The sequence below is a fragment of the Escherichia sp. 93.0816 genome (assembly GCF_013368855.2).
GTDB lineage: Bacteria > Pseudomonadota > Gammaproteobacteria > Enterobacterales > Enterobacteriaceae > Escherichia > Escherichia ruysiae.
Window position 1 is genome coordinate 1 of record NZ_JABWNC020000026.1, and the last position, 18,294, is coordinate 18,294.

The 18,294-nt window shown below is 50.8% G+C and carries 17 protein-coding genes; 1 reads left to right on the forward strand and 16 read right to left on the reverse strand.

Annotation, left to right across the window (positions count from 1 at the left end; all coding sequences use genetic code 11):
* The 15 genes from HEM79_RS19545 to HEM79_RS19615 all read right to left on the reverse strand — a co-directional run.
* Nucleotides 1–1,700: autotransporter outer membrane beta-barrel domain-containing protein (locus tag HEM79_RS19545; RefSeq protein ID WP_183082709.1), on the reverse strand; the 1,700-nt coding region annotated here is incomplete at its 3' end.
* Between the two features lie 620 nt (nt 1,701–2,320).
* Nucleotides 2,321–3,859 (reverse strand): multidrug efflux MFS transporter permease subunit EmrB, encoded by a 1,539-nt coding sequence (gene emrB, locus HEM79_RS19550; RefSeq protein ID WP_010350384.1) that lies wholly within the window; start codon nt 3,857–3,859, stop codon nt 2,321–2,323.
* 16 nt (nt 3,860–3,875) lie between these two features.
* Complete coding sequence (emrA, locus tag HEM79_RS19555) at nt 3,876–5,048, reverse strand: multidrug efflux MFS transporter periplasmic adaptor subunit EmrA (protein WP_010356273.1); 1,173 nt, start codon at nt 5,046–5,048, stop codon at nt 3,876–3,878.
* A 126-nt stretch (nt 5,049–5,174) separates the two neighbouring features.
* Entirely contained in the window at nt 5,175–5,705 is a 531-nt protein-coding gene (gene emrR, locus HEM79_RS19560) for a multidrug efflux transporter EmrAB transcriptional repressor EmrR (RefSeq protein ID WP_000378436.1), read from the reverse strand.
* Nucleotides 5,706–5,795: 90 nt separating this feature from the next.
* Entirely contained in the window at nt 5,796–6,131 is a 336-nt protein-coding gene (gene ygaH / locus HEM79_RS19565; protein WP_000119757.1) for an L-valine transporter subunit YgaH, read from the reverse strand.
* On the reverse strand, nt 6,121–6,858 hold the full coding sequence (gene ygaZ / locus HEM79_RS19570) for an L-valine exporter subunit YgaZ (RefSeq protein WP_000254579.1): 738 nt from the start codon (nt 6,856–6,858) through the stop codon (nt 6,121–6,123). Before ygaZ ends, ygaH begins: the two co-directional genes overlap by 11 nt.
* A gap of 123 nt (nt 6,859–6,981) precedes the next feature.
* Nucleotides 6,982–8,166 carry an MFS transporter gene (locus tag HEM79_RS19575; protein ID WP_000165720.1) on the reverse strand — a complete coding sequence of 395 codons (1,185 nt, stop codon included), beginning with the start codon at nt 8,164–8,166 and terminating at the stop codon, nt 6,982–6,984.
* Between the two features lie 191 nt (nt 8,167–8,357).
* Nucleotides 8,358–9,350, reverse strand: coding sequence for a glycine betaine/L-proline ABC transporter substrate-binding protein ProX (gene proX, locus HEM79_RS19580; protein WP_001216525.1), 993 nt, complete (start codon nt 9,348–9,350; stop codon nt 8,358–8,360).
* Between the two features lie 57 nt (nt 9,351–9,407).
* The gene (proW, locus tag HEM79_RS19585; protein ID WP_000774968.1) at nt 9,408–10,472 is read right to left on the reverse strand and encodes a glycine betaine/L-proline ABC transporter permease ProW; all 1,065 of its coding nucleotides are present in this window, start codon (nt 10,470–10,472) and stop codon (nt 9,408–9,410) included.
* Nucleotides 10,465–11,667 (reverse strand): glycine betaine/L-proline ABC transporter ATP-binding protein ProV, encoded by a 1,203-nt coding sequence (gene proV / locus HEM79_RS19590; protein WP_000985481.1) that lies wholly within the window; start codon nt 11,665–11,667, stop codon nt 10,465–10,467. The genes proW and proV overlap by 8 nt, the downstream gene beginning before the upstream one ends.
* A 355-nt stretch (nt 11,668–12,022) precedes the next feature.
* Complete coding sequence (gene nrdF / locus HEM79_RS19595; RefSeq protein WP_176241889.1) at nt 12,023–12,982, reverse strand: class 1b ribonucleoside-diphosphate reductase subunit beta; 960 nt, start codon at nt 12,980–12,982, stop codon at nt 12,023–12,025.
* 9 nt (nt 12,983–12,991) lie between these two features.
* Nucleotides 12,992–15,136: a class 1b ribonucleoside-diphosphate reductase subunit alpha gene (nrdE, locus tag HEM79_RS19600; protein WP_176241888.1), complete on the reverse strand. Its 2,145-nt coding sequence runs from the start codon at nt 15,134–15,136 to the stop codon at nt 12,992–12,994.
* Nucleotides 15,109–15,519, reverse strand: coding sequence for a class Ib ribonucleoside-diphosphate reductase assembly flavoprotein NrdI (gene nrdI, locus HEM79_RS19605; RefSeq protein ID WP_000080947.1), 411 nt, complete (start codon nt 15,517–15,519; stop codon nt 15,109–15,111). Before nrdI ends, nrdE begins: the two co-directional genes overlap by 28 nt.
* Nucleotides 15,516–15,761, reverse strand: a complete 246-nt coding sequence (gene nrdH, locus HEM79_RS19610) for a glutaredoxin-like protein NrdH (RefSeq protein ID WP_001223232.1) — start codon at nt 15,759–15,761, stop codon at nt 15,516–15,518. The genes nrdI and nrdH overlap by 4 nt, the downstream gene beginning before the upstream one ends.
* 208 nt (nt 15,762–15,969) lie before the next feature.
* Entirely contained in the window at nt 15,970–16,401 is a 432-nt protein-coding gene (locus HEM79_RS19615; RefSeq protein ID WP_176241887.1) for a carboxymuconolactone decarboxylase family protein, read from the reverse strand.
* Between the two features lie 87 nt (nt 16,402–16,488).
* On the opposite strand from HEM79_RS19615, the gene pdxR reads away from it, so the two are divergent.
* Nucleotides 16,489–17,823 (forward strand): MocR-like pyridoxine biosynthesis transcription factor PdxR, encoded by a 1,335-nt coding sequence (gene pdxR, locus HEM79_RS19620; RefSeq protein ID WP_176241886.1) that lies wholly within the window; start codon nt 16,489–16,491, stop codon nt 17,821–17,823.
* Between the two features lie 55 nt (nt 17,824–17,878).
* Here pdxR and HEM79_RS19625 read toward each other — a convergent pair whose 3' ends face one another.
* Nucleotides 17,879–18,208 carry a DUF883 domain-containing protein gene (locus HEM79_RS19625; RefSeq protein WP_010345700.1) on the reverse strand — a complete coding sequence of 110 codons (330 nt, stop codon included), beginning with the start codon at nt 18,206–18,208 and terminating at the stop codon, nt 17,879–17,881.
* Nucleotides 18,209–18,294: the final 86 nt, after the last annotated feature.

Sequence of the window (18,294 nt, forward strand, 5' to 3'; positions counted from 1 at the left end):
AGACGGTCATGCAGTCGGGTATTAAACAGGGTATTTGCCGCCTGAATATTGGCCAGATAGCTGCCAATCTCCGGGCGATACTGATGCTTTCTTTCCGGCTGCGGTTCAGGTGAAGCGGGTGTGTAAGGCGAAGGCGTGTAAGGTGAAGGTGTATCGGGAATTACAGGGTCAACTGGTGGTATAAGTGGGGTTTCACTGGTTAAGTACCAGTTCTGATCGTCACTTTTCGTCACGTTATAATCATAGGCTCCGGCAACAATACGGCCTTCTTTACTAAACGTACCCTCTGATGCCCCCGTTATTTCAACAATGCGGATACCTTCAAGCGTATCGGCGCCCTGACCACCGGCATTGTGAACACTCACACGTGTATGACCAGACGTGTTGCCTTTTACAATTAATTTATCGGTCGCGGAATTATCATCGCCGAGTTCGGTACGCATAACTAATAAACCGTTATTAGCGGTGTAATTGCCATTGATGGTGAGTGTGGCAGGCGTCAAATTGTTGCCATTTTTTGAGGACGATAGCGTTGCCGTACCTGCCAAATCCAGCGCATTTAAGGTTTGTGAAAAACCGTCTAAATCGATATTTCCTCCACTGGAGACGGCATAACTGGAGTTCGGGCTAAAGGTATCGTTGATACCGGCGCGCAGGGTGCCTTTACTAATATTTGTTTGACCAGAATAAGTATTTGCGCCAGTTAAAGTAGTGACTCCGGAACCCACCTGGTTAACCTCGCCTTTGCCAACGATATCTGCCGCCAGGATAAAATCTTCGCTGGAATGGTTGAAATTAATCTGGGCGGTACTATCCCCGACATCGCTTCCCATATGGATAATCGGCGTCTTGATTGTTCCCGCTTTCTGTTCGGCTTCTCCCTGCGCTCCACCAATGTTTAGAATACCGGTGCTGGTTTCGTCCATTCCAAGCCAGATAAATTGATTCGCGCTGACCGTGGCATTATTACTAACGGTAAGAATACCTTTTGCATCGTTCAGCAATGAGCCCAATCCCCCAAGGGAGATAAACTCATTCACGGCTAATGAAGAATTGTCACCATCAACCAGGGTTTCGCCGTATCCCGTTCCCTGAAAATTCTCCATATTTCCATTAAAGCCAATGATCATATCAACCGATGAGGTAAGATGACCGCCATGAGTGATTTCGAGTTTACCCGTCCCCTGATCGCCTACCATCACATACCGTGCGGCAACGGATGAACCCTCACCGTCAATAACGACCTGTCCCTGCGCCTGGTAGTTAAATTCACCAATTCTGAATTCATTTAAATCGGTGATAGTACTGCCGCTAAGTACCATTAAGGTTCCTGAGCCGCCATTGGTTCCCAAATAAATATCACGTTGGTTAGGTGACGCATGGCTAAGTGTCAGATGAGAGTTATTTTCTAATTTTATTGTCCCTGACGTCGCATTACCGATGACGATTTTAGAAGTAGTCAGATCCCGCCCGTCTATATTCAACGTTCCTTCACTTGTTGTTCCAACATTAAGATAACGAAATTGATCCCATACTGGTGAGTTATTTTCTGATGAAGATAAGGTTACGACATCATTATTATTGATTGTCACATCGCTGTTGATAGTGGTTGGTGGTGTCCATGCCTGGGAAACTGGTATTGATAACACGGTCGAAATAGCTATTGCCAGCGTGGACAAGGGATGCTGTCTGATATTCATAAAGTTAATTTTCATCCTTATGATTTATTTTAAGATAAATAACCAACTCACAGTAACTACGTAAAAAAAATAGATTTTAACGTCTTTGGAACAGGTTACTGTTCTATCAAATGAAGAGTAGTGCGTGAAACCAATGTTTATAAATCAGTTTAATTTATGATTAATTTGATATTAATTTATTTTGATGGTTTAGGCGTTGCGCTGAAAAATAAGTTACATAGTCTTCTGTAGCAAAAATCTTTAAATATCTTAATTGGTAAAAAATGATAAAAAGAAAAATGAGAAAAATCATCGAGATGCTTGTTGTCGATTTGTTTTGAATTTAATAATAGTAATGAATTAGTTTCATGTTTATTGTTTACACATCTTTTTAGAGATGAAAAACACCAGGATTTTTACCAAAAAATATAGTTGTCGTACATCGATGAAATGTATTCAAAATATGAGATAAAATACATTCTTATTAGGAAAGATATAAATGTGTTTTATTTTTCTGTCTATTTTTCCTGATTACTCAACTGTTTATTAAGCAATCCTGAATAATGGCATCATTTGGCGCTGATAAAAAACATTTACAGAATAAGCAAAGAAAAAGGGAGCCGCAGCTCCCTTTGACAACTTTAGTGCGCACCGCCTCCGCCGCCACCTGCGCCAAATGGCGGCCTGGCAAACCACACCAGCCCCAGCAGGACGAGGAATATCCCGGCTGACATCCAGAAGATCTCATTGGCGGAAATAATCAGCCCCTGATTGGTGATCTGCTGGGCAATCCAGCCGGAAGCCTGCTGTTGCGTCATTCCCAGCCCTTCCAGTTGATGGTACATCGCCTGGGCGTTCGGGTTATATGGGTTCACTGATTCGGTCAGCTGCGCATGGTGCAGCGACTCGCGGTTAGTCCACATAGTCGTCGTAATGGACGTGCCGATAGAACCCGCCAGCGTTCGCGTAAAGTTGGAGAGACTCGACGCCGCCGCCAGTCGTTCCGGTGGCAAACCAGAGAGCGTAATGGTGGTCAGCGGCATAAAGAAGCAGGCCACCGCGAAGCCCTGGATAAACTGCGGCCAGGCCGATGCACCAAAATCCATACCCGGTTCAAAAGTATAAGCACGCCAGTAAAAGCAAACGGCATACATAATAAAGCTGAAGGTTACCAGCCGACGCATATCCAGTTTATGCGCAAAACGACCAATAATCGGCGACAGGATCACCGGAATAATCCCTACCGGCGCAGACGCCAGCCCTGCCCAGGTTGCTGTGTAGCCGTAGACTTCCTGCAATAACTGCGGCAGCAAAACAATGGCACCGAAGTAGAGCATATAAGCGAGGCTGATACACAAGCAGCCGATGGTGAAGTTGCGCGACTTAAACAATGAAAGATCAACTATCGGGTTATCGTCGGTCAGCTCCCAGACAATCAGGAAGCTGATAGCCACCACCGCCACCACGGTGAGGACGATAATTTCCTGTGATGAGAACCAGTCCAGCTCTTTACCCCGGTCGAGCATAATCTGCAGACTGCCGATACCAATCACCAGCAGTGCCAGCCCCACGGCATCAATTCGCCGCCGTTCGGTGCGAGTTTCGCGTCCGCGCAGGGTTTGCAGTGTCATCAACACCACCGCCACGCCAATTGGCACGTTGATGAAGAATATCCAGCCCCAGTGGTAATTATCACTGATATAACCGCCGAGGATTGGGCCGCAAATTGGCGCAACAATTACCGTCATCGACCACAACGCCAGCGCGATCGAGCGTTTGGCTGGCGGGTAGTTATTCAGTAACAGACTTTGTGAAAGCGGGATCAATGGGCCGGCGACAATCCCCTGAATCACGCGGAAGAAGATCAGCATATTCAGGCTGCTGGAGACACCACACGCCCACGAAGCAATAGCAAAGGCGATGGTTGACCAGAGGAACAGCTTCACTTCCCCGACGCGTTTTGCCAGCCAGCCGGTAAGGGGGATCGAGATGGCGTTTGCCACCCCGAAGGAGGTGATCACCCACGTTCCCTGGCTGAGCGATGAGCCCAGGTTTCCGGCGATAGTAGGGATCGCCACGTTAGCAATGGTGGAGTCCAGCACCTGCATGAATGTCGCCAGTGACAGCGCAATGGTCATAATGACCAGTTGCGCGCCTTCCAGCGGTTTTTGCTGTTGCATCACACGCACCTCTGGATTAGCCAGCGTTAGCTTTTACGATGTCGTCGATCAGTTTATTGACAGGTGCCAGGCTGATTTCACGCGCGGTGCTTACCGCTACCGGCGTAGAACGTACTTTGTTTGCCAGTACCTGACCGTCACGGTTAGTGGTATTGACGCTCACCAGCGTGGACAAACCGATGCGCAGTGGGTATTGCTCCAGCTGTTTCTGATCCAGTTCAATACGAACAGGCAGACGCTGAACGACTTTGATCCAGTTACCGGTGGCGTTTTGCGCCGGAAGCAGCGAGAACGCGCTACCCGTACCCATATCCAGACCGACCACTTTACCGGTGTATTTCACATCATCGCCGTAAATATCAGTGGTAATAGTGACCGGCTGACCGATGCGCATATTGGCAATCTGCGTCTCTTTAAAGTTGGCATCCACCCACATATTGGTCGCCGGAACGACCGCCATCAGCGGCGTTGTTGGGCTAATTTGCGCACCAGGCTGTACGGCTCGGCGGGAGACATAACCGGTCATTGGGCTGACAATACGGGTACGTTCCAGCGCCAGCCAGGCATTACGTACTTCCGTTGCGGCCTGTTGCACGGCAGGCTGATCTTCCAGTTTAGTTCCCAGAATCATCGCCTGATTGGCATTGTATTGTTGAATGGCGACGTCCAGTTGCGCCTGGGCACTGGTGACGGCGTCGCGGGCGTGTTGCAGCTCTTCGCGACCAATCAGGTTGGCATTGCCCAGCGGCACACGGCGGTTGTAGTCGCTTTGTGCTTTCGCGAGGGCGATTTTTTGCACCTCAATATTCGCCTGCAACTGCTTGCTGTTAATCATCAGCTGGTGGGTTTGGCGAACGCTGGAAGCTAGTGCAGTTTTGGCTTTTTCAAACGCCTGGCGAGCATCTGTCGGGTCGAGAGTGACCAGCACATCGCCTTCTTTTACAAAATCGGTGTTATCAGCCCAGACTTTCGTCACGCTGCCTGACACCTGAGACATAATTTGAATCTGATTCCCTGCCACGTATGCGTCATCGGTCTCTTCAAAATGACGCAGTACCAAAAACCAATAAATTCCTATCGCTACGGCAATAATGATAAAGAGCAAGGTGAGAAGGAGGAGCAGACGTTTACGTTTGCCACTCTTCTTTACCGGTTGCTGCGGGTTTTGAGTCTCCGCATTTGCGCTCATATTGTTCTCCACGATCTTCTTAACTCATCGGCTGAGCCGACCTGCTTGCCAAAAAGGCCAGCACGTTGCGATGCTGGCCGGTCAGTTTTTCTTTTATAAATCTGGATTTTTGAGCGAGATGACGCGTTAGCTCATCGCTTCGAGGACCATGCCGTCTTGTTCCATCTGGTCGAGACGGGAGAGCAACTTGCGGGTGATTTGCTCAAGCTGATCTTTTTCGCTAGTGCTGAGCGCGGACCAGAGTTGATGCAGGCAGTTATGCTGCGGCGGTAAAACCTCGCGCAAAAACTCGTGACCTTTTTCCGTTAATTGCAGATGCAGACAGCGGCGATCGTTATCGCTTTCACGACGCTCGATCCAACCGCGTTTTTCCAGTTCATCGGCAATACGCGTCGCATTGGTACGGGATGATCCAAGAGCACAACTTAATTCAGAAGGCTGAATACTGTGGTTTTCCTGAGACTCCAGCGTAATCAACGCCATAAACAACGTCTCGTTAATCCCCTGAGCCTTCAGCATTTTATTGCGGTTCTCCAGCAGCTTGCTCTGCATATGCATACAAAGACGGGTCAGAAGGATTTCCTGATAAGGAAAATCTTCGTGGCGGCTGGCGCGAAATTTTAGCATTTGTTCAATGGGCGTAAACGAACTATCCATTTGGGTATGACCTCATTAATTTCAGCCGATATAGTAACGACAGTGACAAATAAAGTAAATGTATTGTTTTAGAAAAATGATTCTTGTGGGTTATATAATCGCCATCACTTTCCAGGCGAGCCCGTAGGCCAGCGCACTTAGCAGTGTCGGGACGATAATGCTGCGTGTTTTATAGAAACTGGCACCCAGTACCGCAAAGCCGACCAGCGTGGGCACGAAACGGCGTGTATCGTGCATCACTTCTGGTGCGGTAGAGACAACCAGCAGAGCACAAATCGAGGCTATGCCAATGGTGTCGAGCAAAATACCCACCGCACCACGTTTGGTTGGGCGGGCATTACCCACACGCAGGCGCAGCGGCAAATAGCGAAAGCAATAATTAACCGCGCCAACCAGTAACCCAAGCAGCAGAACCTCATAGCTCATCGGGCGCTCCTTGCCAGAATGCCTGAATTAGCGCAGTGAGGCAGCCACAGACAATGCCTGCCAGAATGGCGACGGGGATAGAAAATAGCGTTACGCCCGCAAGGGCGCCGATTAACGCTGCGGTAACGCAAAGGGATTGTTTGCGCTGGAAAGAGGCGAGCAGAAAACTCATAAAGAGCGCCGGTAGCATAAAGCCTAATGCTGCTTCAACGGCTGGATAACCTTGCAGCAAACCGCTGCCGGAGAATGCCCCTATAACCGTACCAAATACCCACGATGACCATGAACTGAAGGCAATGCCGATCATCCAGTTCTCGCTCCAGCGGCGATTATTGCGCACCAGCTTTGCCGTTGCTGCGGCAAAAACTTCATCCGTCAGGCCAAACGCCCACAATGCAGTTTTCGATTTTTGCAGACGCTGAACAATGCGGCTACGCAACGATGGGCCATACAGAACATGGCGAACATCCATTGCCATGACGGTCAGCGCAGCGACCCATAAACTACTCCCGGCTGCCAGCATCGTGGTAATGACGAACTGACTCGCGCCTGCATAAATGATGCAGGAGAAAAAAACGCTTTCGAGAGGAGAGAATCCCAGACGGGTCGCATTCAGACCGAAAGCAAAGGCCACCGGAATATAACTAATAACAATCGGTAAACTGTCTTTGCATCCTTCCATGAAGGTCGCCGAACCAGAAGCAGGCAGAGGAGTAGGGCTTACCATAGAGTGTACGCTTAACGACTGTTAAAATTATAAATAGACTGAATGAATATCTTAACCTTATCAGACTGATGGGCTTCTTAACACCCTTATAAGTGTAAAGCCACGAAAACGGTTGCTGATTGTCTAAATAGCGGCTTCCTGACGATGAAAACCTCGCCACCAGACTAACAGATTAACCAGGGCAATCGTCGCACCAGCCAGGCAAACGCCAGCCCAACCGGCATGTTGCCAGGCAGAGGCCGAAATCAGTGAACCGGCGGCACCGCCAATAAAGTAACTGGTCATATAGCCTGCGGTCAGACGATTACGTGCATCAGGATAAATACGATAAATCACGGTTTGATTGGTGATATGCACGCCCTGTACGGTGAGATCCAGCACCAGGATGCCGATAATCAGCGCCAGCACGGAAGTGTGACCAAACCAGATCGCCAGCCATGAGAGCAACAGCAGCAGTAGGCCGAAAGTTGTTGTCAGGTGCGATTGACCCTTATCGGCAAAACCACCTGCCGGACGTGCGCCCAGCGCCCCAGCGGCTCCTGCAAGGCCAAACAGACCAATCGTTCCATCGCTGTAGTTAAAAGGCGGTGCGGCAAGCAAAAAGGCCATTGATGTCCACAGAATGCTGAAGTTAGCAAAGGTCAGGCAGCCCAGCACCGCGCGGGTGCGCAGGATCTTATCGCTGATAAACATGCTGAAAACGGAACCTAACAACTGTGGGTAGTTGAGGTGCGTCTCAGATTTCATCTGCGGCAGGCCGCGCCACAACGCCAGCGCCATTAGCGCCATTAATACCGCTGCGACCCAGAAAACGGTGCGCCAGCCGCCGAGATTTGCCAGCAACCCGGCAACGGTACGCGCCAGCAAAATGCCCAGTAGCAGGCCGCTCATAATAGTGCCAACCACCTTGCCGCGTTTTTCTGGTGAGGCCAGTGTTGCCGCCAGCGGAACCAGAATTTGTGCCACGACCGAGAATAAACCGGTTAATGCCGTACCGAGGATCATCATCGCCAGTGACTGACTGCTGGCAGTGATTAACATGCCACCGGCTGCCAGTAAGGTCATTGAGACGATCAGCCTGCGGCGTTCAAACATATCACCCAGTGGAACTAGAAATAGCAGACCGGCGGCATAACCTAGCTGCGCGGCGGTGACTATAAAGCCCGCCGAACTGGCAGAAAGGGAAAAATTACGCGCGATGGTGTCGAGCAATGGTTGAGCGTAATAGTTGCTGGCGACCGCCAGACCGGTGGCGATCGACATCAGCACGATCAGCGCCGGGCTAAGCTCGTGATTGGGTTTAGTCATTATTGTTGTTTATCAGGTGATGATTAGTCTGAAAAGCAATAATAGCGGATGTTTATGGATGTGGGGTGAAAGATTGATTGTTGAAATGTGCGGTGTGATTTGTAGGCATGATAAGACGACGCCAGCGTCGCATCAGGCATTGTGCACAGAAGGCGGATGCGGCGAAAACGCCTTATCCGCCCGAATAAAAATTACTTCTGCGCTGCCAGCGCCTCATTTACCCAGCCATCGAACTGCTGCTGGTGGGCTTTGATCCAGCCATCAACGTGACCCTGAATATCGCCTTCTGAGGCCTTGCCGTCATGCATAATGGCGTTCTGGGCGTTAATGTCCGCAACCGGTAACTGCATAATGGCAAACAGTTTCGCTGCCGCCGGGTTTTTCTCAGCCCAGGCTTTGTTGGCAACGATATGCATGGTGCTGACCGGGAAGCCGTAATTCGCGCCATTCGGCAGTTTGGTATCGGCGTTTTTATCGCCCGGCAGTGCGGAGAACGGCACCTGCAACCAGACGACATCTTTGCCCGGCTTCAGTTCGTTACTCACCCAGTACGGCGTCCAGGTGTAGTAAAACACCGGCTTGCCCTCTTTGTAACGACTGATGGTGTCGGCCATCATCGCCGCATAGTTACCCTGATTATGCGTCACGGTGTTGGTCAGTTCATACGCAGCAAGCTGGTGATTAATGGCACCTTCGCAGCCCCAGCCGGGGTTACAACCGGTTAAATCCGCTTTGCCATCGCCGTTGGTATCAAACAGTTTGGCGATCTTCGGATCTTTCAGTTGCGCGATGTTGGTGATTTTGTACTGGTCGGCGGTTTTCTTATCGATCAGGTAACCTTGTGCCGCGCCGTTAACAAATACCCCTTCACGATAAAATTTCTTATCGCCACCGGCAGCTTCGTACATGTTGTCATGCAGCGGCGTCCAGTTCACTGCGGTAAAGGTCGCATCGCCGGAAGCAAGCGAGGTGTAGCCAACGTTGTAATCCACTTCGCTGGGTTTATTGACGGTATAACCTAATTTCTCCAGCGCACGGCTGACCAGCAGCGTCTGGAAAGTTTCTTCAGTGATGGTGCTTTGAACCGGATTAACGGTAATGCCTTTGCCCGGCAGATCGGCAGCAAAAGTTTGTGTAGAGATAAGCGTGGCAAACGCTGTCGCAAAAAGTACGCTATGTCGCATTGTTATTCCTTTTTTTGGCAGGGTGGTAATGCCCGGCGTCACCGGGCAAGTGCAGAGTTATTTAATGAATGGGCGGGTCAGCAGACCGACTGGGCCAGTGGTATACCAGCGACGGTTGCCGCGACTGCGTGAGTCGCGCCCAACGGCCTGGGTCAGGCGATCGAGGATAATAGCAAGGATCACAATCCCGACGCCGCCAACGGTGGCAAGCCCCATATCCAGACGACCGATACCGCGCAGAACCATCTGACCCAGCCCACCGACGGCAATCATCGAGGCAATGACCACCATAGAAAGCGCCAGCATCAGCGTCTGGTTGACGCCCGCCATAATGGTCGGCATCGCCAGCGGTAACTGAACTTTGAACAGCATCTGACGCGGGCTGGCACCGAATGAGCGCGAGGCTTCAATCAGATCCGCCGGAACCTGATTAATCCCCAGAATGGTCAGACGGATAATCGGCGGCAGAGCAAAGATGATGGTCACCACTACGCCCGGCACGTTGCCGATACCAAACAGCATGACGATTGGCACCAGATAAACAAACGCGGGCGTAGTCTGCATGGCATCAAGCAGTGGACGAATTATTTTCGCTGCTCGCGGACTTCTCGCCAGCCAGATCCCCAGCGGCAGACCAATGACGATACAGAACAGCAGGGCGGTTAATACCAGCGCCAGGGTGACCATTGCTTGCGACCATGCGCCAATCGCGCCGATAGCAATCAGTGAAACTAATGCCGCAACGCCCATACCGACGCCGGAAATCTGCCAGGCGATTAGAGCGAAAACGATAATCGCCACAGGTGCGGGCATACCCAGCAGCAGTTGCTGGAAACCGTTGAGGATGTAATCCACCGGAACACGCACACCCTGGAAGAGGGGACGGAAATGGGTGACTACCCAGTCGATCCCTTCGGTTACCCAACTGTCGAGCGGGATCAGCGTCTTATGGAACGGATCGAGAATATTAAAATGCTCGACGTTTGGCGCAGGCGTACTGGTCAGCCAGTCAGCGCCACCGCCATCAGTTGGTGCAGGAGCCGGTGTACCCCAGGCGTCTGCGGATTGTGCGGCGCTGTCCGCCGCTGGCGTGGTATCCCACGGGTTGTTTTGATCAGCCATTGTTTACCCCCTCACGATCTAAAGCGCGCAGCAACATTCCTTTCGAAATGATGCCGACATACTGTTGGTCCTCGTCGACCACGGGCACCGCACAGGGCGCCTGTCCGACATGAGAGAGCAACTCGCTAAGAGGCGTTTGTGCATCGACCGCTAACGGCGCATCAATCAGCGCCGCATCAAGACCTTGCTGCTGCGTTAATGCTGCTTTTAACGAATCGATAGAGACTGCGCCGACAAACTTATTACCGCGTTCGATGACGTAACCATATTCGCGGTCTTCATCCTGCAATAATTTCAGTGCCGAACGCGGGCCGAAGCCGGGTGTTTTACGAATTAAGCCATTAGGGCTGCGGCGGGCAATATCTTTTGCGCTGAACACCTGGCTAATATCAACACCACGGAAGAAGGTACGGACATAATCATTCGCCGGATTATTGAGAATTTCATCCGGTGTACCGACCTGAACGACTTCACCATTTTGCATAATGGCAATTCTGTCGCCAATACGCATAGCTTCGTCGAGATCGTGAGAAATAAATACAATGGTGCGCTGATGTTTTGCCTGTAATTTTACCAGCTCATCCTGCATCTCGGTGCGAATTAGTGGATCGAGCGCCGAGAAGGCTTCGTCCATTAATAAAATATCCGGATTGATGGCTAATGCGCGAGCTAATCCGACACGTTGACGCATCCCGCCCGAGAGTTCGTCCGGGTAGCTGTGGGCATAATTTTCCAGCCCAACCTGACGCAGTGCATCAATCGCTTTTTCCCGGCGTTCTTCGGCGTTAATTCCGGCCAATTCCATACCGAATGCAGTATTGTCCAGCACGGTCATATGTGGCATTAAGGCAAAGGACTGGAAGACCATCGCAATCTTTTTTCTGCGCACCTCACGGAGTTCGGCGTCGGATATTTTGGCAATATCCACACCGTCAATCAGAACTTGTCCACGGGTGGGTTCAATCAGGCGATTGAGAAGGCGTACCATTGTGGATTTACCCGAACCGGATAATCCCATGATGACAAATATCTCGCCTTCTTCAATGGCCAGACTGGCGTCTTTTACGCCAAGCGATAGCCCTGTTTTTTCCAGAATTTGTTCTTTTGAAAGTCCTTGTTCGATATATTTGAAAGCTCTCTGTGGATGCTCTCCAAATATTTTATAAAGATTTTTAATTTCTAATTTAATTGCCATGCAATAGAAAGGTTCCTGTTATTTGTTTATGTCGATATATTACCCGATGGAAATAGTCACTTTTTTCTACCCTAACATACTGAGAATCTGAGGCAACCCCTGATGGCAAATGTGGCATGAATATTGATGCGAGCAAATCGCCGGAATTTCCCGTGATATAAGGGCTGAGAGCAAATCGAGAAAAGTTGATATTTTTTGTTATAGATAGCGGAAAAACGCCTGAATATTGTAGTTTCAGGCGAATAATGCAACAGAGTATCAGTGTAGATCACCACAAAATATTTGTGTGATAAAAAGCCATTTAATGAAAATTATTTCCCTGCTGCGGTTGGTGTTATTTTTTAAAATAACAGTGTCAGAAATTCCAGTCTTCGTCTTCTGTTTCGACCGCTTTTCCCATCACATAAGAGGAGCCAGAACCGGAAAAGAAATCGTGATTTTCATCGGCATTCGGCGAAAGCGCGGCGAGGATTGCCGGATTCACTTCCGCCATTTCTGCCGGGAAAAGCGGTTCGTACCCCAGATTCATCAATGCCTTATTGGCGTTGTAGCAGAGAAACGCTTTTACATCGTCAGCCCACAAGGTTTCGGCGTACAGCTCATCGGTGTATTGCAGTTCGTTGTCGTAGAGTTCCAGCAACAAATCGAAGGCAAAACTCTTTAACTCTTCGCGTTGTGCGTGGGAGATCTTTTCCAGGCTTTTCTGATATTTATAACCGATGTAATAACCGTGCACTGCTTCATCGCGGATAATCAGACGGATCAGGTCGGCGGTATTGGTCAGCTTACCGCGACTGGAAAAATACATCGGCAGCCAGAAGCCGGAGTAGAACAAAAATGATTCCAGAAAGACACTGGCGATTTTCTTTTTCAGCGGATTATCGCCGCGATAATGTTGCTGAATAATCTGTGCTTTTCGCTGCAACGGCGCGTTTTCTTCACTCCAGGCGTAGGCGGCATCGACATCTTTTGTCTGGCACAGCGTCGAGAAAATCGAGCTGTAAGAGCGGGCATGAACCGCTTCCATAAAGCTGATATTCGATAATACCGCCTCTTCATGGGGCGTGAGCGCATCGGGCATCAGCGAGGGGGCGCCGATAACATTTTGCAGCGTGTCGAGCAGCGTCAGGCCAGTAAAAACACGCATCGTCAGTTGTTGCTCTACGGCGCTTAATGTCTGCCAGGCGGGGATATCGTTCGACAGCGGCACTTTTTCCGGTAGCCAGAAATTACTGGTCAGGCGATTCCACACCTCCAGATCTTTATCGTCAGTAATCTTGTTCCAGTTGATGGCGCTGATACGTGAGAGTTTCATAAGCAATCCTTAGAGCGCGCAGGAGACGCAGCCTTCAATTTCAGTACCTTCCAGCGCCATCTGACGCAGGCGAATGTAATAGAGCGTTTTGATTCCCTTACGCCAGGCGTAAATCTGCGCTTTGTTGATATCGCGGGTGGTGGCGGTATCGGGGAAAAACAGCGTCAGCGACAGCCCCTGATCGACATGGCGTGTCGCTTCGGCGTAGGTGTCGATAATCTTTTCCGCGCCGATTTCGTAAGCGTCCTGATACAGCGCCAGATTCTCATTCGTCATAAACGGGGCAGGGTAGTAAACGCGCCCGGTTTTGCCCTCTTTGCGGATCTCCACTTTCGCCACAATCGGATGAATACTCGATGTGGCATGGTTGATATAAGAGATGGAACCGGTTGGTGGCACCGCCTGGAGATTCTGGTTGTAGATGCCGTAGCGCATCACGTCGTCGCGTAACTCTGCCCACATTTCACGAGTAGGTAATGTGATACCGCTACGAGCAAACAGTTCGCCAACTTTCGCCGTTTTTGGCTGCCAGTTACCTTGCAGATATTGGCTAAAATATTCACCGCTGGCATAGCGCGACTGTTTGAACCCGGCAAAGGTTTCACCGCGTTCGCGCGCCAGCAACATTGAAGTACGCAGGGCGTGCCAGGTGATGGTGTAGAAATAGAGATTGGTGAAATCCAGAGCTTCCGGTGAACCATAGGCGATGCCTTCCCGCGCCAGATAACCGTGTAAATTCATCTGCCCCAGCCCGATGGCGTGCGAGGCGGCATTTCCGGCCTCAATAGACGGCACGCTGCGGATATGACTCATATCTGACACCGCCGTCAGACCGCGCACGGCTGTTTCTATTGTGCGGGCAAAGTCGGGGGAATCCATGGTGTGGGCAATATTCAACGAACCTAAATTGCAGGAAATATCATGGCCTGTGCGCGCATAGTCGAGATTCTCGTCATACTCTGAGGCGCTGTTAACCTGCAAAATCTCTGAGCAAAGATTGCTCATATTTATGCGCCCGGCGATAGGGTTAGCACGGTTTACCGTGTCTTCATACATGATGTACGGATAGCCGGATTCAAACTGGATCTCCGCCAGCCGCTGGAAGAAATCACGCGCATTGATATATTTTTTGCGGATGCGTTCGTCGGCAACCAGTTCGTCATAGTGTTCGCTGATGGCAATATCGGCAAACGGCTTGCCGTAAACCCGCTCAACGTCATAAGGCGAAAACAGTGCCATCTGCGCATTCTCTTTCGCCAGATGGAAGGTGATATCCGGGATCACCACGCCCAGCGACAGCGTTTTAATGCGAATTTTTTCGTCGGCATTTTCCCGTTTTGTATCGAGAAAACGCAGAATATCGGGATGATGCGCGTGCAGATATACAGCCCCAGCCCCCTGACGAGCGCCGAGCTGATTAGCATAGGAAAATGCGTCTTCCAGCATTTTCATCACCGGAACCACGCCAGAAGATTGATTTTCAATACGTTTAATCGGTGCGCCCACTTCCCGCAGATTCGACAGCAAAAAAGCCACGCCGCCGCCGCGTTTCGACAGTTGCAGTGCGGAATTTACCGCCCTACCAATCGACTCCATATTGTCTTCAATACGCAGCAGAAAACAGGAAACCAGTTCGCCGCGCTGCTGTTTACCGCAGTTGAGGAATGTTGGCGTGGCAGGCTGAAAGCGTCCAGACAGCATCTCGTCAGTTAGTTGTGTCGCCAGTGTTTCATCGCCTTGTGCCAGCGTCAGCGCCACCATCGTGACTCGATCGGCAAAATCTTCCAGATAACGCTTGCCATCGAATGTCTTCAACGTATAGCTGGTGTAAAACTTCCATGCACCGAGGAATGTCTGGAAACGAAAACCGCTGGCGTGTGAGTGGGCAAATAGCGTAATAACAAAGTCGCGAGAGTAGCGATTAAGGATGTTTTCATCATAGTAACCTTCGTTGACCAGCCAGTTCAGGCGCTGCTGCTGGCTACTGAAGGTCACACTGTTCGGACGCACATGCGTCGTCATAAAGGCGTCAACGGCCTGGCTGTCTTTATCGAACTGAATGCGGCCTGCGCTATCGTAAAGGTTAAGCATCGCATTCAGAGCGTGGTAATCCATCGTTTCCTGCGTCAGGCGTTCTGCGGTTGTCGTTGCCAAAATTCGGTTACTCCTTTACGAACGTTTTCGATATCGCTTTGCGTACCCATGAGTTCAAAGCGGTACAGCCACGGCACACCGCATTTCCGGGCAATCACATCTCCGGCGCGACCATACGCCTCACCAAAGTTGCGATTACCCGAAGCAATAACGCCGCGAAGCAACGCCCGGTTATGCTCGTCGTTTAAAAAGCGAATCACCTGTCGTGGCACAGCGCCAGCCGTACCGCCACCGCCGTAAGAGGGCACGATCAGGATGTAAGGCTCGTCTACCTGGATCCGTTCCCGCTCATTGAGTGGAATGCGCACGGCGGGTAGCCCTAAACGTTCGATAAAACGCTGCGTATTTTCGGAGCTACTGGAGAAGTAGACGAGCTGGCTCATGCACTGGCCGCGTGTGGCGCTGAATGCAGACGGTTGATCATGTCCGGGCGGAAACCAGACCAGCTAAGATCGCCTGCAATCACTACCGGCAACTGACGAAAGCCCTGAGCACGCAACGCTTCCGCCGCTTCAGGAACGCGATCGACATTAATCATTTCGAAATCAAAGCCCCGGTTTTCCATCGCCCGTTTGGTGGCGTGGCACTGAACGCAATCGTTACGAGTGTAAATAGTAATGCGCATGATTCGTATTTCCGTTTAAAATGAAGATACGGCGCGATGATACGCGTCGGGTTGTCTCTCTGTTGATACAGGGATACTAGATGTAGTTGAAAAAAGATTCAACCATACAAGATATGGGAAATTTCGATAAATCTCACCGCCGTTGAGTGGCTCAACGGGGTAGGGGGTTTTGTGTTCTATAGCCGGGTGATTACCCGGCATCAGGAAATTACATCCGCATGGAAACGGCCAGGCGGTTAAAGCAATTCATCAGTCCGACGGCAAAAGTCAGGTCGCTGATCTCTGCTGCGTTGAAATGTTCAAGCAGAGGTTGATAAACGTCGTCTTCTGCATGGCTTCGGGCAATATCGGTCACCGATTCCGCCCATGCCAGCGCCGCCCGCTCGCGATCGTCAAAATGATGGCTCACCCGCCAGCCTGCAAGAGCGTCCAGCTTGTGCTGTGGCACACCGGATTTACGTAATGCTTTACTGTGCATCTCCAGACAAAATGCGCAGCCGTTGATTTGCGAGACGCGCAAATAAACTAACTCCATCAGTGTGGTATCCAGCGCACTATTTTCCAGCGCCGTTTTGGCCTGCACCAGCGCGCTATACACTGCCGGGCTAAGTTCGTAGTAAGGCTGACGTAATGTAGTCATACAGTTTCTCCTCTTATTAACGCCCGCAATGTAGCACTATAATGGACTGCTAAAGAGAGCCATAAATTACCTAAAAAAGCAGACCATATGCCGCGCTATCAGGATATCGCCCGTCAGTTAAAAACGGCTATTGAGCAAGGGGAACTGAAACCCGGCGCAAGGCTACCTTCCAGTCGTACCTGGTCGCAGGAGCTGGGCGTGTCCCGATCCACTGTCGAAAATGCTTATGCTGAGCTGGTGGCGCAGGGATGGCTGGTTCGACGAGGGCAGGCAGGCACCTTTGTCAGTGAGCAGATACATCCCCAACAATCCGCTGTGGATGTGCTTGCCTTTGCCGGTGAAAGCCAGCAACCGCTGCCATTCCAGATGGGATTACCCGCACTCGATCTCTTTCCGCGTGAGCTGTGGGCGCGGGTGATGGGGCGTCGCCTTCGTACCCAGACGCGCTTTGATTTGGCGTTAGGCGATGTCTGTGGTGAGGTGGCGTTGCGCGAGGCAATTGTTGATTATTTACGCGTCTCACGCGGGATTGAATGCCAGCCAGAACAGGTCTTTATCACTCACGGTTATGCAGCCTCAATGGCCTTAATTCTGCACGCGCTGGCGAAACCGGGAGACGGGATGTGGATGGAAGATCCTGGTTTTCCGCTGATTCGCCCGATTGTTACTCGCCACGGTGTAGAAATTTTACCTGTGCCTGTTGATGACAACGGACTGGATGTCGCAAGCGGAATGCAAAATTATCCTGATGCGCGTTTTGCTCTGATAACTCCTGCGCACCAAAGCCCGCTCGGTGTTGCGCTCTCTCTGGCGCGCAGGCATCAGGTGCTGGCGTGGGCAGAGCGTGCGCAGGCGTGGATTATTGAAGACGATTACGACAGTGAATTTCGTTATCATGGTAAGCCACTACCGGCGCTGAAAAGCCTCGACGCGCCGCAGCGGGTGATTTACGCCGGAACATTCAGCAAATCGCTATTTCCTGCATTGCGCTGTGCGTGGCTGGTGGTGCCGATGGAGCAGATTGCACAATTCCGCCAACAGGCGTCACAGGAGCCATGTGCAGTGCCTGTTCTATGGCAGAATACACTGGCAGACTTTCTTCGCGAGGGGCATTTCTGGCGGCATCTGAAGAAAATGCGTCAGCACTATGCTCAGCGTAGGCAGTGGATTGAGCAGGCGCTTACGCAACAGGGATTCCAGGTTGTGCCACAAAAAGGGGGCATCCAGATGGTTATCAGCATGGTGGGCGACGATATTGTCCACGCGCGTAAAGCCAATGCTGCTGGCCTTGCGGTACAGGCACTTAGCGACTGGCGTATCCGCTCAAGTGGGGAAGGAGGATTGCTTCTCTCGTTTACCAATATCGTTAGCGAAAGCATGGCGCAGCAGGTGGCACAACAATTACGCGGTGCCTTAAGTTAAAAACCCCGAAGTCAGGCTTCGGGGTCAAAGACGCGTATTTATTATCATTGTTGTATTACGATTTGCGTATGCTTAACAGCGCGCCGATAAAAATACCTACCGCAGCTGCTGTACCCACGCTACACCAGGGTCTTTCACGAACAAAAGAATCTGCGCAGCCAACTGCATCGCGCGCGGCTTGCTGGACGCGCGTACGACCATGCATCCGCGCTCTGGTTTCTTTCAGTAGAGCCTGAGCTTTACTGCGTGCGGCTTCGGCTTCACCTTTGGCGTCGCTACCCCAGGACTTCAATACAGATTCGAGACTGTCGGCTAATTGATTGACATCATTCTGAATATCCTGCACGCCATCATCAACGTCGTTGCGGTTCGGTCTGTTAAACATATGATCCCCCATTAGAATTCGATGTAATTTTCAGTGTAGACCATAATTTTCTTAACAGAGATTCATCGCGGCTTTATGGACTTTTC